The 22,952-nt window shown below is 70.9% G+C and carries 24 protein-coding genes and 1 pseudogene; 10 read left to right on the plus strand and 15 right to left on the minus strand.

Annotated elements, in window-relative coordinates:
• Positions 1-155: 155 nt before the first annotated feature.
• Positions 156-1,016, minus strand: a complete 861-nt coding sequence (locus ACQEV2_RS10260; RefSeq protein WP_433038854.1) for a thermonuclease family protein — start codon at positions 1,014-1,016, stop codon at positions 156-158.
• A gap of 376 nt (positions 1,017-1,392) precedes the next feature.
• Between ACQEV2_RS10260 and ACQEV2_RS10265 the strand changes: the two genes are divergently transcribed.
• The 4 genes and pseudogenes from ACQEV2_RS10265 to ACQEV2_RS10280 form a co-directional block, all read left to right on the plus strand.
• Complete coding sequence (locus tag ACQEV2_RS10265) at positions 1,393-1,965, plus strand: hypothetical protein (RefSeq protein WP_433038856.1); 573 nt, start codon at positions 1,393-1,395, stop codon at positions 1,963-1,965.
• A 65-nt stretch (positions 1,966-2,030) separates the two neighbouring features.
• Entirely contained in the window at positions 2,031-2,291 is a 261-nt protein-coding gene (locus ACQEV2_RS10270; protein WP_433038858.1) for a hypothetical protein, read from the plus strand.
• A 64-nt stretch (positions 2,292-2,355) separates the two neighbouring features.
• Positions 2,356-2,772 carry a RidA family protein gene (locus ACQEV2_RS10275; RefSeq protein ID WP_433038860.1) on the plus strand — a complete coding sequence of 139 codons (417 nt, stop codon included), beginning with the start codon at positions 2,356-2,358 and terminating at the stop codon, positions 2,770-2,772.
• Positions 2,769-3,212, plus strand: a pseudogene (locus ACQEV2_RS10280) (N-acetyltransferase family protein); the annotation flags it as partial. The gene ACQEV2_RS10275 and the pseudogene ACQEV2_RS10280, both read left to right, overlap by 4 nt.
• 145 nt (positions 3,213-3,357) lie before the next feature.
• On the opposite strand, the gene ACQEV2_RS10285 reads toward ACQEV2_RS10280, so the two are convergent.
• The gene (locus tag ACQEV2_RS10285) at positions 3,358-4,080 is read right to left on the minus strand and encodes an aspartate/glutamate racemase family protein (RefSeq protein WP_433038862.1); all 723 of its coding nucleotides are present in this window, start codon (positions 4,078-4,080) and stop codon (positions 3,358-3,360) included.
• Positions 4,081-4,085: 5 nt separating this feature from the next.
• The gene (locus tag ACQEV2_RS10290) at positions 4,086-5,594 is read right to left on the minus strand and encodes an NCS1 family nucleobase:cation symporter-1 (RefSeq protein ID WP_433038864.1); all 1,509 of its coding nucleotides are present in this window, start codon (positions 5,592-5,594) and stop codon (positions 4,086-4,088) included.
• 150 nt (positions 5,595-5,744) lie between these two features.
• On the opposite strand from ACQEV2_RS10290, the gene ACQEV2_RS10295 reads away from it, so the two are divergent.
• Complete coding sequence (locus ACQEV2_RS10295) at positions 5,745-6,419, plus strand: GntR family transcriptional regulator (RefSeq protein ID WP_433038866.1); 675 nt, start codon at positions 5,745-5,747, stop codon at positions 6,417-6,419.
• A gap of 27 nt (positions 6,420-6,446) precedes the next feature.
• Here the strand turns inward: ACQEV2_RS10295 and ACQEV2_RS10300 are convergent, their stop codons facing one another.
• A complete protein-coding gene (locus ACQEV2_RS10300; RefSeq protein ID WP_433038868.1) occupies positions 6,447-7,112 on the minus strand; it encodes a maltokinase N-terminal cap-like domain-containing protein in 666 nt (221 codons plus the stop codon).
• Positions 7,113-7,149: 37 nt separating this feature from the next.
• Complete coding sequence (locus tag ACQEV2_RS10305; RefSeq protein ID WP_433038870.1) at positions 7,150-7,890, minus strand: uracil-DNA glycosylase; 741 nt, start codon at positions 7,888-7,890, stop codon at positions 7,150-7,152.
• A 121-nt stretch (positions 7,891-8,011) separates the two neighbouring features.
• On the opposite strand from ACQEV2_RS10305, the gene ACQEV2_RS10310 reads away from it, so the two are divergent.
• Positions 8,012-8,542, plus strand: a complete 531-nt coding sequence (locus ACQEV2_RS10310) for an RNA-binding S4 domain-containing protein (protein WP_433038872.1) — start codon at positions 8,012-8,014, stop codon at positions 8,540-8,542.
• Between the two features lie 106 nt (positions 8,543-8,648).
• Here ACQEV2_RS10310 and ACQEV2_RS10315 read toward each other — a convergent pair whose 3' ends face one another.
• Positions 8,649-9,095 (minus strand): DoxX family protein, encoded by a 447-nt coding sequence (locus tag ACQEV2_RS10315; protein WP_433038874.1) that lies wholly within the window; start codon positions 9,093-9,095, stop codon positions 8,649-8,651.
• Positions 9,096-9,161: 66 nt separating this feature from the next.
• Complete coding sequence (locus ACQEV2_RS10320; RefSeq protein ID WP_433038876.1) at positions 9,162-10,094, minus strand: acyltransferase domain-containing protein; 933 nt, start codon at positions 10,092-10,094, stop codon at positions 9,162-9,164.
• A 55-nt stretch (positions 10,095-10,149) separates the two neighbouring features.
• Between ACQEV2_RS10320 and ACQEV2_RS10325 the strand changes: the two genes are divergently transcribed.
• On the plus strand, positions 10,150-10,443 hold the full coding sequence (locus ACQEV2_RS10325; protein WP_433038878.1) for a DUF6343 family protein: 294 nt from the start codon (positions 10,150-10,152) through the stop codon (positions 10,441-10,443).
• Between the two features lie 145 nt (positions 10,444-10,588).
• On the opposite strand, the gene ACQEV2_RS10330 is transcribed toward ACQEV2_RS10325, so the two are convergent.
• The 4 genes from ACQEV2_RS10330 to rpsA all read right to left on the minus strand — a co-directional run bounded on the left by ACQEV2_RS10330 (position 10,589) and on the right by rpsA (position 14,387).
• Positions 10,589-10,969 carry a tetratricopeptide repeat protein gene (locus ACQEV2_RS10330; protein ID WP_433038880.1) on the minus strand — a complete coding sequence of 127 codons (381 nt, stop codon included), beginning with the start codon at positions 10,967-10,969 and terminating at the stop codon, positions 10,589-10,591.
• A gap of 50 nt (positions 10,970-11,019) precedes the next feature.
• Complete coding sequence (gene coaE / locus ACQEV2_RS10335) at positions 11,020-11,655, minus strand: dephospho-CoA kinase (RefSeq protein ID WP_433038882.1); 636 nt, start codon at positions 11,653-11,655, stop codon at positions 11,020-11,022.
• Between the two features lie 56 nt (positions 11,656-11,711).
• Positions 11,712-12,650 (minus strand): PAC2 family protein, encoded by a 939-nt coding sequence (locus ACQEV2_RS10340; protein WP_433038884.1) that lies wholly within the window; start codon positions 12,648-12,650, stop codon positions 11,712-11,714.
• A gap of 240 nt (positions 12,651-12,890) precedes the next feature.
• A complete protein-coding gene (gene rpsA / locus ACQEV2_RS10345; RefSeq protein WP_398821374.1) occupies positions 12,891-14,387 on the minus strand; it encodes a 30S ribosomal protein S1 in 1,497 nt (498 codons plus the stop codon).
• Between the two features lie 317 nt (positions 14,388-14,704).
• Between rpsA and ACQEV2_RS10350 the strand changes: the two genes are divergently transcribed.
• A complete protein-coding gene (locus tag ACQEV2_RS10350) occupies positions 14,705-15,565 on the plus strand; it encodes a class I SAM-dependent methyltransferase (protein WP_433038886.1) in 861 nt (286 codons plus the stop codon).
• A gap of 4 nt (positions 15,566-15,569) precedes the next feature.
• Complete coding sequence (gene hrpB / locus ACQEV2_RS10355; protein ID WP_433038888.1) at positions 15,570-18,080, plus strand: ATP-dependent helicase HrpB; 2,511 nt, start codon at positions 15,570-15,572, stop codon at positions 18,078-18,080.
• Here hrpB and ACQEV2_RS10360 read toward each other — a convergent pair.
• From ACQEV2_RS10360 to ACQEV2_RS10370, 3 genes are all read right to left on the minus strand, one after another.
• Complete coding sequence (locus ACQEV2_RS10360) at positions 18,070-19,062, minus strand: DUF3068 domain-containing protein (protein ID WP_433038890.1); 993 nt, start codon at positions 19,060-19,062, stop codon at positions 18,070-18,072. The two genes, hrpB and ACQEV2_RS10360, sit on opposite strands and share 11 nt — an antisense overlap.
• A gap of 31 nt (positions 19,063-19,093) precedes the next feature.
• Positions 19,094-19,228, minus strand: a complete 135-nt coding sequence (locus ACQEV2_RS10365; RefSeq protein ID WP_433038892.1) for an SPW_0924 family protein — start codon at positions 19,226-19,228, stop codon at positions 19,094-19,096.
• A 152-nt stretch (positions 19,229-19,380) separates the two neighbouring features.
• Positions 19,381-21,117, minus strand: a complete 1,737-nt coding sequence (locus tag ACQEV2_RS10370) for a lytic transglycosylase domain-containing protein (RefSeq protein WP_433038894.1) — start codon at positions 21,115-21,117, stop codon at positions 19,381-19,383.
• Positions 21,118-21,484: 367 nt separating this feature from the next.
• Here ACQEV2_RS10370 and ACQEV2_RS10375 point away from each other — a divergent pair, with 367 nt between their 5' ends.
• Complete coding sequence (locus ACQEV2_RS10375) at positions 21,485-22,363, plus strand: DUF4184 family protein (protein WP_433038896.1); 879 nt, start codon at positions 21,485-21,487, stop codon at positions 22,361-22,363.
• Here ACQEV2_RS10375 and ACQEV2_RS10380 read toward each other — a convergent pair.
• A complete protein-coding gene (locus ACQEV2_RS10380; RefSeq protein WP_433038898.1) occupies positions 22,260-22,670 on the minus strand; it encodes a hypothetical protein in 411 nt (136 codons plus the stop codon). The two genes, ACQEV2_RS10375 and ACQEV2_RS10380, sit on opposite strands and share 104 nt — an antisense overlap.
• Positions 22,671-22,952: the final 282 nt, after the last annotated feature.

Consider the following 22,952-nt stretch of genomic DNA (forward strand, 5'->3'; position numbering starts at 1 on the left):
GGTGTGCCTTCGGGCGACGGTGGCCGGGCTGTGGTGTCCACGGTAGGGCGAGGTCTTGGGGTTGATGGGGCGTGGAGGTTTCGGGGATGTGACGATGCTCGGAAAGGCCACGTTCTTTATGAACGCAAGTGCCGTACAGGGCCCGAACGCGTCGCTCAGTTGCTGTCGCAGCCGATGCCGTCACCGTCGCTGTCGAGCCGGTGGGGGTCGTTCGCGCCGACCCACACCGGGCCGGACAGATCCGAGCAGTCCACGTCGGGGACACCGGCGGGAGGCCCGGCGGGCAGGCCGGGGTTGGCGGCGTCCGGGGCCGCGGGCTCTGGGGTGTCCGGTGCCATGGGCTGCTGCGGTGTGTCGGCGATGCAGGCGGTCCACAGGCCGGCTCCCGTTCGGCGGGCGGTGTCCTCGGCACGGGAGATCTTGGGCCAGTGCTTGTCGTTGGGCGGGTAGAGGACCGCCTCGGCGTGGCCGCTGCGGACGAGGGACTCGTTGACGAAGACGCCCTTGGCGTTCCAGACGTAGAGCAGATAGCGGTCGTAGCGGTCGGTCAGGTCGGCGTCGCGTTCGATGCGTGCGCTGCTGCCCGGCGGCAGAAGTGCCTTGGTTCGGGCGGTGGCGGCGCCGGCGAAGCAGTCGCCCCGCTCCGGAGTGTCGATCTCCAGCAGACGCACGCGGACGACGGCGTCCTTCGGCACGATGCGGCCGTCGCCGCGCACGTCGATGGTGTCGCCGTCGATGATGCGCACCACCTTCACGACGGGCGGTTTCCTGTCCGGCGCCTTCGCAGCGGGTTCGGTGGCCGGCTGACTGGCGCCGCGGGGCTCGGCGGGCGTCTGTGTCGTCGTTGCCGCGGGTGAGCGGGTCGACGGCTGCTCGCTCGTCGGGACGTCGGCGGGCACCTTCTCGGAGGAGGCGGGCTTCCGATCTTCTCCGGCGAGCGAGCCGATGGCGCCGAGGGCCAGCAGGAGGCCCAACAGAAGCGCGACCACGGTGACCAAGGGGTGCTTGAGGCGCATGGAGCCCTCCAGGGGAGGGAGAGAACAAGACGAATTCTTTGCCCGATTCATACCTTTTGCAAGGCCCCAATGGCCTTGGTGTAGGTAAGGGCGGCTCGGGCGGTGCCGTACCAGTGCTCGGGCGGCGCGGGAGCCGCCGAGCAGTTCGGCCCTCATCGCGTCCGCGTCCGGCCACTCCGCCTCGTGTTGTCAGTGCCGCGCGTTATCAAGGAAGTCGTCACTCAGCGTTACGACGACGGGGGAAGCATTGATGACGACGCATGAGAAGAGTCCAGAGAAGGAGAGCCAGAACCATAGCCAGAGCCACGAGCAGCCACAGCCACCCCGCACGCACCTCTCCGCCGCGGGCCTACGAGCCCGTGGATGGACCCCCGGCATGGTGCGCCAACTACTCGGCGAACCCGATCTGCTGCGCGCCAACCCGCACTTCCACTCCGCCCGGCACACCCACCTCTACAGCATCGAGCGCGTAGAAGCCGCCGAGGGAAGCGAGGAGTTCCGGACCGCTTCGGCGGCCGCCGCGCGGCGGTCCGCTGCCGCGCGGGCTGCCGTTGTGCGCAGGCGGCGGGAGGTGCTGGCGCGAATCGCGGCGGAGCCCATCGAGGTGCCGCGGCTGGCCCCGGACAGGCTCGTGGTACTGGCGGTCGAGCACCGCAACGTCCGGGACGAGGAGCGGGCGTTGTGGCGCTGGAGGCATGTCGCCGAGCCCGCCACGGTCGAAAGTACCGAGCCCGGCGTGCTCGACCGATGGAAGGTCGACTACCTACGCCATCGGCTGACCCGCTACGACAGGATCGTCGACGAGCTGTACGAACGCACCGGACGCGCGGCAGCCATGAAACTGCTGCAGCGCCGGATCTATGCGGCCATCTCCGAGGCGTACCCGAACCTTGCACAGGAGTGCGAACGTCGGCTGCGTGAACAGCAGCGCCGTCCATGGCCGGGATGACATATCCGGAAGAAGATCCACAGACGCACGGTCGACGCACGGCCGTGTCCCTACGCTCCGGGCGCATGAAGGCTGATCAAGTCGCCCGCGTGCACGAACGTCTCGCGGCGCTCCCCGAGTTGTGTCCCGTCACCTTCGGCGAGGGCCGCCGGTTCGGGCTCTGGGACCTCGCCTCACTCGCCGAGGGCGCCCTCGGCGAGTGCGTCGACCCGGAGTCGTTCACCGTGTCGAGCAGCTTCCGGTCAGACGGCTTCCGGTCAGAGGGCTTCCGGCGGTGTGACCGGCGCGGAAAATTCGGATGCGAGGGGCAGTGCGGGCCCCCATGATCGGCAGATTGACCGCCGACCGCGCCGCCGTGCCGACGTAACGGCCTGCCGCTCAGGAGCCCGCATGATCCGCCGCGTCACCTCCCCCGCCCTCTTCCCGCCCCCCACCTACTCCCACGCCTCCGTCGTCGAGGCCGGCACGAAGGTCGCTTTCCTCGCCGGTTCCGTGCCCCTGGACGCGGACGGAAGCCTTGTCGGTGAGGGAGACCCCGTGCGGCAGGCGCAGCAGGTGATCGCCAACCTCGAGGAGCAACTGCGCGCTGTCGGAAGCGACTTGGCGCACGTCCTGTCGACCGACGTGTACGTCGTGAGCAGTGACACCGCGGTGCTGTCGGCCGTATGGGAGGTCGTCGAGGCTTCCGGGCTCAGCGCAGGGCCCCACTCGTCGACGCTGATCGGAGTGGCGTGCCTCGGATACCGCGGGCAGCTGGTGGAGATCACCGCCACGGCCGTCGTACCGGAGGAGGCGGCGCAGTCATGATCTCCGTCGCTCTCCGCCGCGCCACCGCCACAGACTCCGCTGCCGCCGCCGACGTCTGGCTGCGGTCGTTCGCCGCCGCCCTGCCGGCGGTCGTCCGGCCGCACACCGATGACGAGGTACGGGCGTATTTCCGGGACGTCGTGGTGCCCTGGCAGGAGACCTGGGTGGCCGAGGCCGCCGACCGCATAGTCGGCGTGCTGGTGCTCGACGACGACCAGCTCTCCCAGCTCTACCTCGACCCCGACTGGCGCGGCCGCGGCATCGGCGACCGGTTCGTCGACCTCGCGAAGCGGCTCCGTCCGGACGGGCTGAGCCTGTGGACCTTCCAGGTCAACAAGCCCGCCCACCGTTTCTACGAGCGGCACGGCTTCGTCGCCGTCGAGTACACGGACGGCAGCGGGAACGAAGAGCGCGAGCCGGACGTGCGGTACGTCTGGCGTACGGGTGACGGCAAAGCTTCCGTTCACGGTGGCGGCAAGGCTCCCGTTCACGGTGGCGGCAACGTTCCCATTCACGGTGGCAGCAAGGCTCCCGTTCACGATGGCGCCGAGGCCCCCGTCCAGCCCTGAGGCGGCGAGGCCCCCTTCACCCCTGAGGCGGCCGCCCCCATGTCCGCCGCTTCGGCAACGGCTCCGCATAGCTCCCGACCCGGCTCGTCGTCAGCCCCAGACCCACCAGCGACTCCGCCAGCTTCACCGCCGCCCCCACCCCGTCGACCACCGGAACCCCCAGCTTCTCCCCCGCCGCCCGCTGCAACCCGGTCATCCCGGCACACCCCAGCACCAGGACCTCGGCGCCGGCGTCCCGCGCCCGTTCGGCGGCCGTCAGAAAGGCGGCTTCCGCGCGCTCGCCGTCCTCTAGCTCCAGCACTCCGAGCCCGGTACCGATCACGGCGACGCAGTTGCGCCCCACCCCGGACAGCTCCAGGCTGTCCTCGATCTGCCCGCACGACCGCTCCAGCGTGGTGACGACCCCGTACCGCCGCCCCAGCAGACAGGCCAGATGCGCCGCCGCCTCCGTGATGTCGACGACCGGCACGTCCACCAGCTCCCGCACGCCCTCGCGCCCGTGCTCGCCGAAGCCGGCCATGACGACCGCGTCGTACTCAGGGCCCTCGTACGTCCGCAGCGCGTCCATCACGGCAGCCGCCGACAGGTAACTGTCCAGCCAGCCCTCCGCCGACTCCGGCCCCCATTGCGGCGTCAGCCCGAGCACGGTGGTGCCCGGGCCTGCGGCGGCCCGGGCACCTCGTACGATCTCCTCGGTCATCTCCTGCGTGGTGTTGCAGTTGGTGACGACGATCCGCACGTCCTTCAGACCTCCCGCGTCACGGGCTCGGTGGCCGACTCAGCGGCGGGCTCGGTGGCGGCCTCGGCAGCGGACTCCGCGCGCTCACCGCGGCACAGCACCAGATACAGCCCCGCCGCCATAGCCGTCCCGATGAACCACGAGTACGGCGCCACATCGCTGAACGTCTTCACCAGCGCCAGCACCGCCGCGACGCCCGCCGCCGGCAGGAACGCCCACAGCGCCTTGGGGTTGACGCCCTTGCGGTAGTAGTAGCGGGAGCCGGGCGCGGCGGAGAAAAGCTCGTTCACATCCACGCGGCCGCGCTTGACCAGGTAGTAGTCGACCATGATCACGCCGAACAGCGGGCCGAGGAAGGCGCCGAGGCCGCCCAGGAAGTAGTTGACGACGGTCGGGTTGGAGAAGAGGTTCCAGGGGGTCACTACCAGCGCCGCCACCGTGCTGATCATGCCGCCGACCTTGAAGGTGATCTTCTGCGGCCAGACGTTGGCCAGGTCGTACGCCGGTGAGACGAAGTTGGCGACGATGTTGACGCCCATGGTGGCGATGGCGAAGGTCAGGGCCGCCACGACCAGGACCCAGGTGTTGCCGACCTTGGCGACCAGCTCCGCCGGGTCCGTGATGGCCTCGCCGAACACCTCCAGCGAACCGGCCGTGACGATCACGGAGACGACCACGAACGCCGTCGAGTTGATGGGCAGGCCCCAGAAGTTGCCCTTCCGGACGGTCGGGTAGTCGGGTGCGAAGCGCGAGAAGTCGCAGAAGTTGAGCATCAGCGTGCCGTACGTGGCGAGGATCAGGCCGATCGCGCCGAACCACTGCCGCCACTGCTCACCGACGGACACCGGGTGGGGGGTGGTCGTGAGCGAGATCGTCCAGCCGGCCTTGGCGAGGATCCACACCGCCAGCGCGATCATCACCAGCCAGATCGCCGGGCCGCAGAAGTCCTGGAACTTGCGCACCGACTCCATGCCCTGGCTGATGATCAGCGCCTGGATCAACCACAGCGCGAGGAAGGAGACCCAGCCGAGCGCGTCCAGCCCCAGGAAGGAGCTGTGCGTCCACGACTCCAGGCCCGGCCACGCCGCCAGCAGCATCACATTGACCGCGACGGAGGCCAGATACGTCTGGATGCCATACCACATGATGGCGATCACGGCCCTGATCAGCGCCGGGATGTTGGCGCCCCAGACGCCGAAGCTGATGCGGCTGACGACGGGGAACGGGACGCCGTGGCGCTGGCCGATCCTCCCCATCCAGTTCATGCCGATGTAGATCAGCACGAAGCCGACGAGCAGGGACGTGAAGACCTGCCACACGTTCATGCCCAGGACCAGCAGACCGGCGGCGAAGGTGTAGTTGCCGAGGTTGTGGACGTCGGACATCCACATGGCGAAGAGGTCGAAGACCTTCCAGTTGCGCTTGCCCGCGGGCGCGAGGTCTTCGTTGGTGAGCCGCGGATCGGGGACGAACGCTGGTGTGCCGGTGACTTCGGCACGGTCGGCGAGGGACACGGGGCCTCCAAGAGCCGGGGACGGGGGACTTCTTGTGGAGGGCATTTGGTATACCAAACAGCGGACATAGTCCCGCCGTCAACAGTTCTGACCGATGTCGCTCTCGTTAAGGCTTCGTAAAACAGGCCCGGGGTCGGCGAAGATGACCCCATGAGCTCCACGACGAAGATCGAACCCCTGGGCGCGATCCGCGAGCGCGTCCTGGCCACCCTGCGGCAGGAGATCATCGCGGGCCGCCTCCGCCCGGGCGACCGGCTCGTCGAGCGCGAACTGGCCGACCGCTTCGGAGTCTCCCGCGTCCCGGTCCGCGAGGCGATCCGTGCGCTGGTCGCCGAGGGGTTCGTCCTCTTCGAGACGCCACGCCGTACGGTCGTACGGCGGCTTACCCCGACCGACGTCAAGGAGCTCTTCGAACTGCGCGAGGCGTTGGAGGTGTACGCGGCAGGGCTCGCCGCGTCCCGTGCGACGCCGGAGGAACTGGCCGAGGCCGAACAGCTCCTCGACCAGGCGGCCACCGCCACCGAGGCAGGGGACGCCGAAGTGATCACGGACGTCAACAGCCGCCTGCACGACCGCATCGTGGCCATGGCCGGCAACAGCCTGCTGATCGAGGCCCTGGAACCGGTCGCGGGCCGCCTGCGCTGGATGACCCGACGCAATGAGGAGTGGCCCCAACTGCTCGTCGAGCACCGGGAGTTGTACGAGGCGATCGCATCCGGCGACCCCGCCCGGGCCCGTGCGCACGCCCTCGCGCACGTGCAGACCAACTACCGCTCCACAGTACGGCAGTTGTTCGGGGAGGCCGCGGCGGAGGACCTGCCGTAGCCGTGGAAGATGACCGAGGGAGGGCCGTCAGGACCCGGGGGTCGTGTGCAAGGCGGCGAACAGGGCCTGGGCGCGGGTGCCGTCGGGCATGTCCCACGCGCCCGTGACATGGCCCGTCGCTCCCGGCGGTGGGACGGGCGAGCCGTCGGGGGCGGGCCTCAGGACCCGGTGCAGGCGGAGGGTCGCACCGCCCGGTGCACGCAGTTCGGTGCCCTCCTGGTCGTCGGTGACCGGGGCGGTGAAGTCCGAGGGGATGGCGCCTTCGCCGGTGTACGAACGGCCGACCTCTCGGTCGGGTGTGTCGCTGAGGCTCTGGGCCTGAGCCTGGGCCCGGCCCTCGATCAGAGCGGCCAACTGGGCGACCAGCACCGGGTCGTGGCACCCGTCGTAAACCCAGCGCTGGCCCAGCACGCCGTGCTCCATGGTGCCGACCAGAGCGTGCTCCGCGTCGTCGAGCGGGGCGCCGCGATAGGTGAGCGGCACCAAGTAGGCGGTGGGAGCGGCTCCGGAGGCATCGGTGACCACCATGAACTCGATCCCCACCTCGCCCTCCGGGTCGTCCAGCCGGAAGCCGCCTGCCTTCACCAACTCGGGTTCGCCGGTGCCTCCCCGGTACCAGGGGCGGGTGGGCAGCCAGGAGGTGAGCAGTTCCAGCTTGGTGGGCTTGAGAGTGGTGCGGTGAATGATCGCCATCGGGGCACCGTAACCTCCGTACGACCGCCCCGTCCCCTCATTTCAGCCCGGCCGCCCCCGCCGCCGCGCCCAGCACCTCCCGCAGCATCGCGGGCGTGAGCCTGCCGGTGAAGGTGTTGCGCTGGCTGACGTGGAAGCACCCGAAGAGTGCGAGGCCGCCGTGACCTTCAAGGCCGCCGTGACCTTCGACGCCCTCATGACCTTCGAGGCCATCGAGCGTGACCCGTGCCCCATGCGCGAACGCCGGCCGCGGCCGGGGCACCCGCCACCCCGCCTCCCCCAGCGCGGGCAGGGTCGCCTGCCAGCCGAAGGCGCCCAGGACGACGACCGCCCGCAGCGTCGGCCGCAGCAGCCTCAGCTCCTGCACGAGCCAGGACCGGCACGTCTCCCGTTCGCCCGGGGTGGGCTTGTTGGCGGGCGGGGCACAGTGCACGGGGGCCGTCACGCGGACGCCGTACAGCTTCAGGCCGTCGTCCACGGCGACCGACGTGGGCTGCGAGGCGAGTCCCACGTCGTACAGCGCCTGGTACAGCACGTCCCCGGAACGGTCGCCGGTGAACATCCGGCCGGTGCGGTTGCCCCCGTGCGCGGCAGGCGCGAGCCCGACGATCAGCAGCCGGGCGTCGGGCGGGCCGAAGCCCGGGACCGGTCGGCCCCAGTACGTCTGGTCGGCGAAGGCGGCACGCCTGGTGCGGGCCACCTCCTCACGCCAGGCGACCAGCCGCGGACAGGCCCGGCAGCCCGCGATCCGGCGGTCGAGATCAGCGAGGGCGTCCACAGTTCCACCGTAAAGCCGCCCCGAGCTCCACCGTAAAGCCGTCCCGGTTCTGTACGGCGGCCGAGTTCTCCGGGCGGAAAGACCGCGGCCAAGCTCTCCGTACGGGGACTAAGGTCGAGGCATGGCTTCCGAGGACGACGAGGAGAAGACCGGCAGCACGGCCGGAGGATCACCGGACGCGGGGAAGGCCGAGCAGGCCGTCGACCCGAAGATCGCCGCCGCCCTGGCCGCCGCCGAGGCCGCCGGTCCGCAGAACGGCGAGACCGTGCGGATCGACAGCTGGATCTGGGCCGTACGCCTGGTCAAGACCCGCTCCATGGGGGCCACCGCCTGCAAGGGCGGGCACGTGCGCGTGAACGGCCACAACGTGAAGCCCTCCCACGCCTTGCGCATAGGCGACGAGGTGCGGCTGCGGCAGGAGAACCGGGAGCGGATCGTCATCGTCAAGCGGCTCATCCGCAAGCGGGTGGGCGCACCGGTGGCCGTCCAGTGCTACGTCGACAACTCGCCCCCTCCCCCGCCGCGCGAGGCCGTCGCCCCGGCCGGCATCCGCGACCGCGGCACGGGCCGCCCGACCAAGCGGGACCGCCGCGAGCTGGAACGGCTGCGTGGCCTCATGGGCGGCGGCGCGGGACGGCCGCGCGGACAATGACATATCCGCGGTCAATGGCATACCGCGCGGATAATGACATACGACGATGGCGTCCGGCAGGCCGAGAAGGCCCGGGCCGGACGCCACCGCCACCGCCACCGTCGGGTCATGCGCGCCGGCGCACCAGCCGCAGGAGATCCGCATTGGAGCTCCGCCGCGCCCAGGCGATCAGGGCGAGCGGCACGATCAGGATGAGCGGTGTCGCCGCGTTCTCGCCGCCGAAGGCAGTGATCGTGACCACGAACGCACCCACCATCAGCGCACTCAGCGCCATCGCCGCCACCGACTGCAGCACCGGGATCAACAGCGCGACGGCGCCGGCCAGTTCGAGTGCGCCGATGGTGTACATCCCGGCGCTGCCCCAGCCGAGCTCGTCGAAGCCCTCGGCGGCCGTCGGGTGCGCGATCAGCTTGGGCAGCGCGCTCGCGATCGCGTAGAAGAGGGCGAGCAGAATCTGCAGGCCGCGCAGGGCGATGCGGGCCCGGCGGCCGCGCGGGGTCGCGGACTCGGCGATGACGGTGCCGGAGGTGACGGGAGCGGTGGTCTCGGACATGGGGGTCTCCTGTGTGAAGCGGTCCGTGGTGCTGTCACAGAGGTAGACCGGGGCTCGGCCGGGAACTCATCGCCGTACGAAGGACTTTCCTCCGCTCCTCTCGAACGGCAGCCACCCGTGCCCGATGTACCAGTGGCCGCCGGCCCGCAAGTGGTCCCCGACGGCCCGCTCCACGGCCGTGCGGCGCGGCAGGCTCTCGAGGGGCAACTCCGGGTCGCCGAACACGAATTGGACCGGCTCGGTGTCGGCAGGCTCCGTCTCCGCGCGGGCGGCGCGGAAACGTTCCTGGAACCGGACGATGTTGGAGTCCCCGGGAAGGTACTTCCTCAGCTGCGCGTCGAGCAGCCAGGAGTGACAGGTCACCACCTGGTACCGCTCCTCGGGAAAGTGCCGTGGGAAGAAGTCCCGGGCCAGCGCCAGGGCCCGGTCGACGGCGGCCGGGGACAGCGGCCCATGGAAGTCGGGTATGTGCAGGTTCAGACAGGGCGAGCCCGGACCGGCGTCGAGCCCGGCCGCCCTGAGCCCCGCCCCGGTCCGCTGCCCGAGCCGCGCCCGCTCGAACTGCAGCCGCCCCAGCTGGTAGAGCTCGCCGCGGAAATGATGGATCAGCCACCAGGGGGCCTGCACTCCCGCCCGGCCGTACCGCCTGCGGTACACGGCCATGTTCCGCCCGAGATCGGCGAGGGTGCGCCGGGTGACGTCGGCCGGGATGCCGCGCTCGCGGTGGTACGCACGCGTGGCGGGCAGCGCCGCGACGAACACGTACACGGGGAAGCAGCGTTGCAGGGCACCCGTGGCCCAGTCGAGGTCGGGCAGGTCGACGGGGCCGCCGACCTCGCCCATCCCCCGGACGAGCTCGTCGACGGACCGCTCCAGGAACTGCCGCAGCTCCGGGTCGTCCGTCACCCGTCGGCCCATCCGGACGAGGTCGTTGACGTCCTCGTGGGGTACTCCGAGGTCGAGCAGCACTTCGGCCAGGTCATCGGTGTCCGGCAGCACGGAGCCCCCTGCGAGGAGTACGAGGAGTACGTTTCAAGAGAAAGTGGTGATTCCGATGCGTACGGGCAGTGAGCCTACGACAGCGCGCAGTGCACTGCGTGCCCGTTTCTGGCTGTGCGTGTGGGGCGTGGTCTGGGCGGTCTTCGGCACCGTCGCGTTCGCGCTCGCGGGCCGCCCCGGCTGGGCGGTGGCCTGCGGGGTGTTGTGGCTGGTGATCACGATCGACCTGGCCATGGTCCTCAGGCACATCCGCCAGGGCCCGCACTACCAGCCGGGCCGCGACATACCCCCGTACCGCCCGCCCGAGAACCGCCCGTACCGGCCACCACCGCCGAACCGCCATCATTGAGCGGCCAGCGAAGTCGGCTGCGGTTCGGCCGCGCCCTGAAGGGGCGCGGGACTGTATCCATATGCGGCTCCGCCGCGGGGGCGCGACCAGCCACGACGGTCCCGCAGACACTAGACGGCCGATGGCGGCACTCCCCGCGGAGCGCTCACGCGTCGAACCGTGCCGCCTTGACGTACTCCGGGTTCGGATCGAGCGCGGCCGCCAGCCGGAAGTGGCGCTTGGCCTGGTCGTGCCGCCCCTGGCGCTGATAGGTCCGGGCGAGCGCGAAATGCACGAAGGCGTTGTCCGGCTCGCGCTCCAGGACGATGGTGAACTCCAGCTCGGCGGGCCGCAGTTGGGCGGCGGCGAAGAAAGCACGGGCACGCAGCAGCCGGGCCGCGGTGTTCTCGGGATGCGCGGCGATGACCCCGTCGAGCAGCTTCACCGCACCCCGCGGGTCCCGCGCGGCGAGCAGCTGCTCGGCGGCGCGGAAGTCGATGACATGCGTCTCCGGAGTACGTCCGGTCGAACCGCTGGTCTCGGGCACGGCAAAGTCCTTCCCTCACTGGAGCGGTTCAACGCGCGAACGACGTGCCGCTATTCCTGGGGCGACCGGGGCTGTGGGCTCCCCTGTTCCCCGTGCGCCCGGCGCACGAGCTCCTCCCACACGTCCTTCACGCGCCGCTGAAGCGCCTCCAGCGGTACGTCGTTGTCGATGACGATGTCCGCGATCTCCCGGCGCTTCTCCCGCGTCGCCTGCGCGGCCATCCGCGCGCGTGCGTCCGCCTCGGTCATGCCGCGCAGCCGGACGAGCCGGTCGAGCTGGGTCTCGGGGCTGGCGTCGACCACGACCACCACGTCGTACAGCGGCGCCAGGCCGTTCTCCGTGAGGAGCGGGACGTCGTGGACGACAACCGCGTCCCTGGCGGCGGCCTCTTCGAGCTCACGGGAGCGGGCACCGACGAGGGGGTGCACGATCGAGTTCAGTACGGCGAGCCGACCGGGGTCGGCGAAGACGATCGAGCCCAGCTTGGGCCGGTCCAGGCTGCCGTCCTCGGCGAGCACGTCCTCCCCGAACGCCTCGACGACGGCGGCAAGACCTGGCGTACCGGGCGCGACGACCTCGCGCGCGATCCGGTCCGCGTCGATCAACACGGCCCCGTGCTCCACGAGCAGCCGCGACACCTCGCTCTTACCGGCACCGATGCCGCCGGTCAGGCCCACCTTCAACATGAGCCGCAGCTTAGGGCCTGCCACTGACATCAACACCCGGCAGGCCCGGTCGGCCCTCAGCTGTCGCCTTCCCGCTCCGCCAGGAACCGCTCGAACTCGCGCCCGATCTCGTCCGCGGACGGGATGTCCACCGGCTCGGCGAGCATGTTGCCCCGGGTCTCGGCGCCGGCGATGGCGTCGTACTGGTGCTCCAGGCCCTCGACGAGGTTGGTGAGCTCCTCGTCGCCCTCGCGGATCTGGCGGTCGATCTCGTTCTGCGTACGGTGGGCGTCGGTGCGCAGGGAGTGCGCGATGCCGGGCAGGACCAGCCCGGTCGCCGCCGTGACGGCCTCCAGGACGGTCAGGGCCGCGTCCGGGTACGGCGAGCGGGCGATGTAGTGCGGGACGTGCGCGGCGACGCCCAGGACGTCGTGCCCGGCCTCCATCAGCCGGTACTCGACCAGCGACTCGGCACTGCCGGGCACCTGCGCCTCGTCGAAGGGGCTGCGGTGGCCCGGGACGAGGTCGGTGCGGTTGCCGTGCGGGGTGAGGCCGACCGGGCGGGTGTGCGGGACGCCCATGGGGATGCCGTGGAAGTTCACCGACAGCCGTACGCCGAGCCGCTCGACGATCTCCTTCACGGCCGCGGCGAAGCGCTCCCACTCCACGTCCGGCTCGGGCCCGGACAGCAGCAGGAACGGCGCCCCGGTCGCGTCCTGTACGAGCCGCACCTCGATGGCGGGGTCCTCGTAGTCGCTCCAGCGGTCGCGCTTGAAGGTCAGCAGCGGGCGCCGGGCCCGGTAGTCCACCAGCCGGTCGTGGTCGAACCGGGCGACGACCTGGTGGGGCAGCGAGTCGAGGATCCGGTCGACGATCTGGTCGCCGGTCTCGCCCGCGTCGATGTATCCGTCGAAGTGGTAGAGCATGACAAGGCCGGCCGACTCCTGGGCGAGCGCCATGTCGACGACAGCCAGGCCCTTCGGCTCCCATGCGTACAAACCCTGCGGATCAAGCACTGTGACCGCCCCTCCTTGTGTCCATAAGTGACAACGCCCTTACGGGCGTGGGCATTCCCGAAGAAGGGGCTCACATGATCTTGCCGGGATGGGCATCCAACCTAGGGGCGCGGGCAACTGCGCGACCAGCCACATTCGGGCTGCACTCGAAGGACGGCCAGCACCCCCGAAAAACTGAAGGGACCGCACCTCGAAAGGTACGGCCCCTCAGTCAGCTGCTAAGCCTCAGCGAGCCAGCGTTCAGCTCTGGCCACCGGCCAGCTTCTCGCGAAGCGCGGCCAGCGCCTCGTCCGAGGCCAGCGCACCGGAGGTGTCCGCACCCTCGGAGGAGTACGAACCGCCACCCGCGGCCGGAGCCGCACCCGCGGCGTCGCCACCCTCGGCGGCAGCCGCAGCGTCCGCCTCGCGGGACTTGATGACCTGCTGCTGGTGCTGCTCGAAGCGGGCCTGCGCCTCGGCGTACTGGCGCTCCCACTCCTCGCGCTGCTTCTCGTAGCCCGGCAGCCAGTCGTTGGTCTCCGGGTCGAAGCCCTCGGGGTAGATGTAGTTGCCCTGGTCGTCGTAGGACGCGGCCATGCCGTACAGGGTCGGGTCGAACTCGACCGAGGCCGGGTCGGCACCGAAGGACTCGTTGGCCTGCTTCAGCGAGAGGCTGATGCGACGGCGCTCGAGGTCGATGTCGATGACCTTGACGAAGATCTCGTCGTTGACCTGGACGACCTGCTCCGGGATCTCCACGTGGCGCTCGGCCAGCTCGGAGATGTGGACCAGACCCTCGATGCCCTCGTCCACGCGGACGAACGCACCGAACGGAACCAGCTTCGTGACCTTGCCGGGCACGACCTGGCCGATCTGGTGGGTGCGGGCGAACTGCTGCCACGGGTCTTCCTGGGTCGCCTTCAGCGACAGGGAGACACGCTCGCGGTCCATGTCGACGTCGAGAACCTCGACGGTGACTTCCTGGCCGACCTCGACAACCTCGGAGGGGTGGTCGATGTGCTTCCAGGAGAGCTCGGAGACGTGGACCAGACCGTCGACGCCACCCAGGTCCACGAAGGCACCGAAGTTGACGATCGAGGAGACGACGCCGGAACGGACCTGACCCTTCTGGAGGGTCGTGAGGAACGTCTGGCGGACCTCGGACTGGGTCTGCTCCAGCCAGGCACGGCGGGACAGGACCACGTTGTTGCGGTTCTTGTCCAGCTCGATGATCTTGGCCTCGAGCTCCTTGCCCACGTAGGGCTGGAGGTCGCGAACGCGGCGCATCTCGACCAGGGAGGCCGGGAGGAAGCCACGGAGGCCGATGTCGAGGATGAGACCACCCTTGACGACCTCGATGACGGTACCGGTGACGATCCCGTCCTCTTCCTTGATCTTCTCGATGGTGCCCCAGGCACGCTCGTACTGGGCGCGCTTCTTCGAGAGGATCAGGCGGCCTTCCTTGTCCTCCTTCTGGAGAACAAGGGCTTCGATCTCGTCACCGACGGCGACGACCTCGTTGGGGTCGACGTCGTGCTTGATCGAGAGCTCGCGGCTCGGGATAACGCCTTCGGTCTTGTAACCGATGTCGAGCAGGACCTCGTCCCGGTCGACCTTCACGATGACGCCGTCGACGATGTCGCCGTCGTTGAAGTACTTGATCGTCTCGTCGATCGCGGCGAGGAAGGCTTCCTCGTTACCGATGTCGTTGACCGCTACCTGCGGGGTGGTGGCGGTGGTCTCGGTGCTGCTCGTCATGTGGGAAAGGGCTCCGGTACGGACATTGAAGTCGTAGGTACTGCTTACGCCGGGAGCCCGTTTCGCTCTGCAGAAGCCGGACAGCCAAGGAAGCGCCCCATGAAAATCCTGGTGGCGCCTCGACAACCGAGGGGACATACAACAGATGCGAGCGCAGCCTGCTACGTCTGAGGTGCGCAGGCCCGCAGCGCAACTTGTAGCATACGGGGGCAGCCGGACATGGTCAATGCGCGAAGCCGCCCACGCGGGGCGGATCGCCGCATACCCGGCACAAGTCCTGTCTTCCGAGGCCACGCAGACGCGATGACGTCCCTTTCGTGGCACCTCCGGGAAGAGCTGGACGGAAGAGTACGACGAGGGAGCCGATCATCCAAGAGCCCGAAGCGTTCGAACCCGAAGCCACCCGACGTGACGCCGGTGTCGTGGAGAGCTCCCGGGCCAACCGGGGCTGGTGGGACCGCAACGCGGACGAGTACCAGGTCGAGCACGGCACGTTCCTCGGCGACGACCGTTTCGTGTGGGGCCCCGAGGGCCTGGACGAGGTCGAGGCCGAGCTGCTCGGCCCGCCGGAGGACCTCAAGGGCAGGCACGTGCTGGAGATCGGCGCCGGCGCCGCCCAGTGCTCGCGCTGGCTGGCCGCCCAGGGCGCCCACCCGGTCGCCCTGGACATCTCCCACCGCCAGCTGCAGCACGCCCTGCGCATCGGCGGATCGTTCCCTCTGATCTGTGCGGACGCCGGCACCCTCCCCTTCGCCGACGCCTCCTTCGACCTGGCCTGCTCGGCGTACGGCGCGCTGCCGTTCGTCGCCGACCCGGTGCTGGTGCTGCGGGAGGTGCGGCGGGTGCTGCGGCCGGGCGGGCGGTTCGTCTTCTCGGTGACGCATCCGATCCGCTGGGCGTTCCCGGACGAGCCGGGTCCGGAGGGCCTGTCCGTCTCGGCCTCGTACTTCGACCGCACGCCGTATGTCGAGCAGGACGACGAGGGCCGTGCGGTCTACGTCGAGCACCACCGGACGATCGGCGACCGGGTGCGGGACGTCGTGGCGGCGGGCCTGCGGCTGGTGGACCTGGTGGAGCCGGAGTGGCCGGTCTGGAACACCTCGGAGTGGGGTGGCTGGTCGCCCTTGCGCGGGAACCTGATCCCGGGGACGGCGATCTTCGTGTGCGTACGAGACTGAGAGCGTGATCCGTTACGACGCCCTGGACGCGCTGCCCGTACGCAGTGCCCTGCCCGGTCTGAACGACGCCCTGGACGGGCGGGGTACCGCCGTCCTGGTGGCGCCGCCCGGCACCGGCAAGACGACGCTGGTGCCGCTGGAGCTGGCCGGGCTGCTCGGGAACGGGCCCGCGCGTCGCGTGGTCGTCGCCGAGCCGCGCCGTATCGCCGCCCGTGCCGCCGCGCGGCGGATGGCCTGGCTGCTGGGCGAGAAGGTCGGCGAGAGCGTCGGCTACACGGTGCGCGGAGAGCGGGTCGTCGGGCGGCACGCGCGCGTGGAGGTCGTCACGACCGGTGTGCTGCTGCAGCGCCTGCAGCGCGACCAAGAGCTGACGGGCGTCGACGTGGTGGTGCTCGACGAGTGCCACGAGCGGCATCTGGACGCGGACACGGTGGCCGCGTTCCTGTGGGACGTCCGGGAGACGCTGCGGCCGGAGCTGCGGCTGGTGGCCGCGTCCGCGACGACCGACGCCGAGGGGTGGGCCCGGCTGCTGGGTGACGCGCCGGTGGTCGAGGCGGCGGGCGTGTCGCACCCCGTGGAGGTCGTGTGGGCGCCGCCGGCACGTCCCGTACGGCCGCCGCACGGTATGCGTGTCGACCCGGCGCTGCTGACGCACGTGGCGGCGGTGGTGCGGCGGGCGCTGGCCGAGCGGGCCGGGGACGTGCTGTGTTTCCTGCCCGGCGTGGGCGAGATCGCGCGGGTGGCCGGGCAGCTGGGGGATCTGGCGGACCTCGGTGATGTCGAGGTGCTCCAGGTGCACGGGCGGGCGCCGGCCGCCGTGCAGGACGCGGTGCTGGCCGGTGGTGAGCGGCGTCGGGTGGTGCTGGCGACGGCCGTGGCCGAGTCGTCGCTGACGGTTCCCGGGGTGCGGGTGGTCGTCGACTCGGGGCTGGCGCGGGAGCCCCGCGTCGACCACGCGCGCGGGCTGAGCGCCCTGACCACCGTACGGGCCTCGCAGGCGGCGGGGCGGCAGCGGGCGGGGCGGGCCGGGCGTGAGGCGCCGGGTGCGGTGTACCGGTGCTGGGCGGAGGCCGAGGACGCGCGTCTGCCGCGCTTCCCGGCGCCGGAGATCAAGGTGGCCGACCTGACGGCGTTCGCGCTGCAGGCGGCGTGCTGGGGCGATCCGGAGGCCGCCGGGCTCGCCTTGCTGGATCCGCCGCCGGCCGGGGCGATGGCGGCGGCGCGGGACGCTCTCGCTGGAGTCGGCGCGGTGGACTCGGTCGGGCGGGCGACGGAGCGAGGGGTGCGGTTGGCTCGGCTGGGGTTGCACCCTCGGTTGGGGCGGGCGCTGATGGACTCGGCTCCGTTGGTCGGGGTCGACCTGGCCGCGGAGGTTGTCGCGCTGCTGAGTGAGGAAGCGCCGCGGGAGTACGGGGATGACCTCGCCGGTGCGTTGCGGGCCGCTCGGCGTGGGGGTGACGCCTACGCGAGGCGGTGGCGGGCGGAGGTGCGGCGGCTGCGGGCCGTCGTCGGCGACGCGCGAGCCGACCGTGCGGGCATCGGTGAGGACCACCTGGTCGGGCTAGTTGCCGCGCTTGCCTTCCCTGAGCGTGTCGCCAAGGCCGACGGCGGGTCGTATCTCATGGTGTCGGGCACGCGGGCCGAGGCGGCCGAAGGGAGCGCCCTGTGCGGTGCGCCCTGGATCGCTGTCGCCGCAGCCGATCGGCCGGTGGGAAAGGGGCACGCGCGCGTGCAGCTCGGGGCCGTCGTGGACGAGGAGATCGCACGGCAGGCGGCCGGCGCACTCCTGGAGGAGCGGGACGAGGTCCACTGGGCCGACGGGGACGTGGTCGCGCGGCGGGTCGAACGGCTGGGGGCCGTCGAGCTGGCGGTGCGGGCGCTCAGGGACGTTGACGCCGGTCTCGTACGCGACGCACTCCTCGAAGGGCTACGGCACGAAGGCCTCGGCCTGTTGCGCTGGTCCCCCGACGCCGTCGCCCTGCGGCAGCGGCTCGCCTTTCTGCGCCTCCACCTCGGTGAGCCCTGGCCCGACGTGTCCGACGACGCGCTGCACGCGCGCGTGGACGAGTGGCTGGAGCCCGAGCTGAGCCGGGCCCGGCGGCGGGCGGACCTCGCGCGGATCGATGCCGGGGAGGCGCTCGCCCGGCTGCTCCCCTGGGCCTCGGGAGAGGCCGGGCGGCTGGACGAGCTCGCCCCGGAGCGGATCGCCGTACCGAGTGGGTCCAGGATCCGGATCGACTACGGCAACCCCGAACAGCCCGTCCTCGCCGTGAAGTTGCAGGAGATGTTCGGGCTGCACGAGTCGCCCTCGGTCGCCGGGGTGCCGCTCCTCGTCCATCTGCTCTCCCCCGCCGGGCGCCCCGCCGCCGTCACCGCCGACCTCGCCTCCTTCTGGAAGGACGGCTACAAGGGCGTACGGGCGGAGCTGCGCGGCCGTTATCCCAAGCATCCGTGGCCCGAGGACCCCGCCAACGCTGAGCCGACCCGGCACACCAACGCCCGGCTCAGGCGGTGACCGGTTCCGGTTCGGTGTCCTGGGCCGGACTGGGGTCGCCCGGGCGGCGGCCGCGTGCCTCCAGGTAGAGGGACAGTGTCAGGAGCAGCAGCCCGAGGGCCAGGAAGCCCCACGGCAGATACGACGTCATCAGCAGGACCAGGGTGCGGTTGGACTTGACGAGGTCGACCGTGTGATCGATGTAGTCCTCGCGCATCTTCACGTGGCCCGCGAACGCCGTCACCTTGTCCCGGTCGCCGAGCAGGGTGCCGCCGCGCAGTTCCTCCTTGTGGATCTCCTCGCCGTAGACGGGCGCTCCGGTGAGGGGTTCGACCCAGAACTTGCGGACGGTCGTGTACCAGCGGGTGGTGCCGGTCCTGGCCACCGACTCCGGGGTGATGCCCTTGACGGGCATCGCCTTGGGGAACTTCACCTTGGTCCAGGGGATGGTCTGCTCGAAGTAGTAGACCTCGACGCCGCGGAAGTCCTGCGTGCCCTTGTAGTGGATGGGCGCGCTGGTGCGGGTCTGGGCGTCGAAGTACTCGTAGTCCCGTTTCTCCGTCAGGAACGGCCACTTGAACTCGATGCCCTCCCGCTTCACCGGGTCGCCGTCGACCGTCTCGCCGGTGGCGTGCACGGGGTCCTGGGTGTGGGCGTCGAAGATGTAGCGCTCGGGGATCCTGGAGACCATCTTGCCGTCGGGGCCGACGACGTACGACAGGCCGTCCCAGACCACCACGTCCTTCCCCGCCGTCTCCTCGATCTTCTCCGAGGCTTCGACGTTGCCCTTCAGCGTCTGCACGATGGTGACCTTGGGGACCTTGCGGGCCTTCATCGTGCCGTAGTCGAGAAGGGTCGCGTCCTTCGCCTCCAGGACCATGTCCTGGTACTGGTTCGCCGGGATCTTGGCCAGGCGCGGGAAGGCGTACCAGCGCAGCAGCGGGGACAGGGCCGCGAAGAACACGGCGAGGGCGAGCAGGATCAGACTGGCCTTGCGGCGCATCTCGGCCTCCCTCCCGGACGGGCGGACGCGGTCAGGGGTGTGCGGGCACGGTCGTCAGCAGCGGCTTGGGGGATGTCCCGCCCGCCGGGCTGCCGAGCGCGGTGAGGGTGAACACCAGGGCGAGCGCGACGGCGAGACCGGTCGCGGCGGCGATCAGGGCGCGCATACGGGCCTCCCGGAACCCCGGAGCTGATACATCGTCAGGTTCGGGCACCGTAGCAACGGGCGGGCGAGATGAGAACACGTTGCACACACAACGAAGGGCGCCCGGTCCGCCGTGGCCGGCGGAAGGGCGCCCCGCGTCGGGTCGTGCGGTGCCTACACGGTCGGGCTCGGCGATGCCGACCCGGACGTCGACTCCGACGGGGTCGGGCTGGGCGACGTCTCGGCCGCCGCCACCTTCAGCTCCACGGTCAGCGTGGCGCCGCCCGCGGTGTTGATGCGGAGCAGGAACGTGCCGGTGGTGTCGTCGGCGTACAGCTTCGGCAGCTTGAGCAAGCCGTCGGCGTCCGTCGTCAGGCCGGTCAGGGTGCGTACGGCCTTGCCGTCGGCGTCCTTGAAGTAGGGGCCCTTGTCGTTCTCGGTCGGGTCGTCCGCCGACTTGATGAGGGTGGCGGTGGCCGCGACCTTGTCCGCGACGGCGCCCCTGTAGGTCGCCTTGACCTCGACCTGGTCGGCGAACTCGCCGCCCGGGGTGCAGGTCAGCGCGGTGTCGCTGGTGCGGGTCAGGGTGTCGGCGGCGCGCTCGGTGACCGTGGCCGTGTAGTCGAGGCCGGTGATCGTACGGCCGACGACGGTGGCGCGGACGACGAACTCGCCCGTGTTCTCCCCCGCCTTGAGCGCCGGCGCCACTGCCTCGCCGGCGCTGTTGGTGAGGGCGGTGGCGTACTTCTCGCCGGCGCTGAAGGCGGCGTCGGTGGCGCCGATGATCGTGAAGCGGATCCGGACCTTGGCGACGCCCTTGCCGGCCCTGGTCTCGGCGCGGGCACTGATTTTCTCGGTGAAGGTGTCGCCCGCCATCGCGGTGAGCTTCGCCGTGCCCGCGTCCTCCAGGTGGTGCACCGTGTCGGTGGGGGTCGGAGGGGTGGTGCTCGGCGGGGTCGTGGTGGGCGGAGTCGGCTTGGGGCTCGTGGAGCCGCCGCCGTTGCCGCCGGGCTTGGCGGGGCTGCTGGGCGTCGTCGGCGTCTTGGGCGGGGTGGGCGACGGCGAGGGACTGGCCCCGGCGTTGTCGTCGCTGCGGCCGGACGGGAGGGTGCCGGTGCCGTCGGGGATCTCGTGGGTGCCCTTGCGGTAGTACTCCAGCCACGACAGGACGAGGTTGAGGTAGTCCTGCGAGTTGTTGTAGCTGAGGATCGCGCGGTCGAGGTCGCCCTGGGTGGACAGGTCCCAGCCGTAGCGGCACAGGTAGTGGGCGGCGGCGAGCGCGGCGTCGTAGATGTTGTTGGGGTTCTTCTCGCCGTCGCCGTTGCCGTCGCGGCCGGCCCACGCCCAGGTGGACGGGATGAACTGCATGGGGCCGACGGCACGGTCGTACGCGCTGTCGCCGTCGTAGGCGCCGCCGTCGGTGTCGCTGATGCTCGCGAAGCCGTTGCCGTTGAGCTGCGGGCCGAGGATCGGGGAGAGCGTGTTGCCGTTCGCGTCGACGCGTCCCCCGCGGGCCTGACCGGACTCGACCTTGCCGATGGCGGCGAGGAGTTCCCAGGGCAGGTTGCAGCCGGGCTTGGCCTCCCGGAGCGCGGCCTCGGCCTTCTTGTAGGCGTCGAGCACGGTCGCGGGGATGCCCGCCTCGCCGGCGCCCGGGTTGACGGGGCCGTCGGCCGTGGGCGAGGGGCTGGGGCTGTTGAGCGGAGGCAGGTCCGTGTAGTACGGCGAGTTGCCGGTCGCGCTGTCCTCGGCGGGCGTGTCCGGTGAGGGCTGGGTTCCGGTGGTGACCCTTCTGCCGGCGTCGTCGGTCGTCACTCCCGGAGCCTGGGACGCGGCCAGTGCCGCGACCACGACCGCGGCCACCGTGGTGTTCACCGCCCCCTTGCGCAGCCTGCCGAATTGCGCCGCCATAGAGTGAACCCCTCCCGTGGACGCCCGAGCGCCCGTCTCTGTCTGCCGGGCTCGGCACGATGAGCCCGCCCCTGTTGTGACGATCGACTCGCCGCGACAGTTGCCCCCGCGGCGCATTTTCATGCGCTGTTCGCGTGGTTCGCTTGTCCGACCGCGCGCCGCGGCGCGGTGACCCAGGCGACCCTACGACAACTTCCTTTGCACCGGCACCCGTTGGTGCCCGATTTTTACCAGTTGGCCGTGTGCGATCCGCCTGTCCGACGTCCCTCATACTGGCTTGCGTACCGGCTTCCGTGCCGGCTTCGTCCCTGGCTTGGCCGACGACCGGCGCCACCGGTCCCGTCAACACCCCGCGCAAGGAGCCCTTTTGCCGTTCACGCTGAGCCATGCGGCGGCCGTACTGCCCGCCGTACGCACCGACGGAACCGGCCGGGGCGCCCTGGTACCGGCCGCCCTGGTGGCGGGTTCCTTCGCTCCCGACATGACCTATTACGCGGCGAGTGTCCTGTCCGGGGCGATGGAGTTCGGCGATGTCACGCACTCGTTCGCGGGCGTGTTCACCGTCGACGTGGTCATCGCCTGGGCTCTGGTGGGCCTGTGGCTCCTGCTGCGCGAACCCCTGGTGGCGCTGCTGCCGCTGCGGCGCCAGGCGCGGGTGGCCACGCTGCTGCGCTGCGGGGCGCCACGCGCGCGTGTACGGCCGTCGCTCGCGATGCGGTGGTACGTCTCGGCCGCGCTCGGGGCGCTGACGCATGTCGTGTGGGACGCGTTCACGCATCTCGACCGCTGGGGGATGCGGGTGTTTCCCGTACTGGGCGAGGAGATCGCCGGGTCGCCGCTGTACTGGTATCTGCAGTACGGCGGTTCGGCGGTGGCGGCGGTCGTCATCGCCGCGTTCGTGGCCGTGGCGCTACGGCGGGCCCCCGCGGCCGCGCCGGTGGGGGTTCCGGTGCTTTCGGTACGGGACCGGTGGTGGGCGCTGGCGGTGATCGGCGGGCTCGCTGCCGTGGCGGCTGTGCAGCGGGCCTCGCGGTGGTGGGCGTACTGGGGGTCGACCGCCGAGTACTGGGAGCTGATTCCGACGCTGTGCTTCGGGGCGGGCGCGGGGCTCGTGCTGGGGCTGCTGCTGTATGCCGTGGGGGTCAGGGTGTGGCGTCCGGTCCGGGGCTCCGATGGTGCGGATTCGGATGCGGATGCGGGTGGGGCTGGAGCCGGTCGGGAGTCGAGCCGGCCCGCGGCTCGGTGACGGGGCCCGTGGCGCCGACGGCGAACACGGTGACGGTGCGCACGGGGCGGGGTCGTGGGAGCGCGGTGAGGGCGAGGGCCAGATAGCCGCGGGTGAGTTCGGCCAAGCCGTGCGCCCGGTGGGCGAGGCGGTGCCGGAGGGTTCTCGCCGTGTGCTGCAGGGTGCTCATCAGATCGGCGGGGAGGCGGGCGGTGCCGGCGCCTTCGGCGAAGGGCGGGACCGAGGGCGGCGCTGTGGAGAGGGCGTCTTCGGTGCTCACGTTCGCCTGTGCCGGGGCTGTCCCGGGATGGAGCGTGCGTATACCCATGCCCGCCATCCTTACGGGCAAGGGGTGTCGGGGGCGCTTTTGCGGGGGCCGAGCGAGTGACGGGCCCTCCGTGGGTGGGGCCGGGGCCCCTGCATGTGCCGGTGGGTGGTTTTCGGGGCTGCGGGTGGTGGGGGCTGAGTGCCCGAGCGTCTGCCTGGTTGCTGTGGTTTTGGGACTGCGGGGCATCTGGGGCTGGTCGCGCAGTTCCCGGCGCCCCTGAGGGAACTGCAGTTCCCCCGCGCCTGCCTGGCACCCACCTGTCAGGCCTCCGCTGAGTGCCGG

Source organism: Streptomyces sp. CA-251387, from assembly GCF_050936625.1.
Lineage (GTDB): Bacteria > Actinomycetota > Actinomycetes > Streptomycetales > Streptomycetaceae > Streptomyces.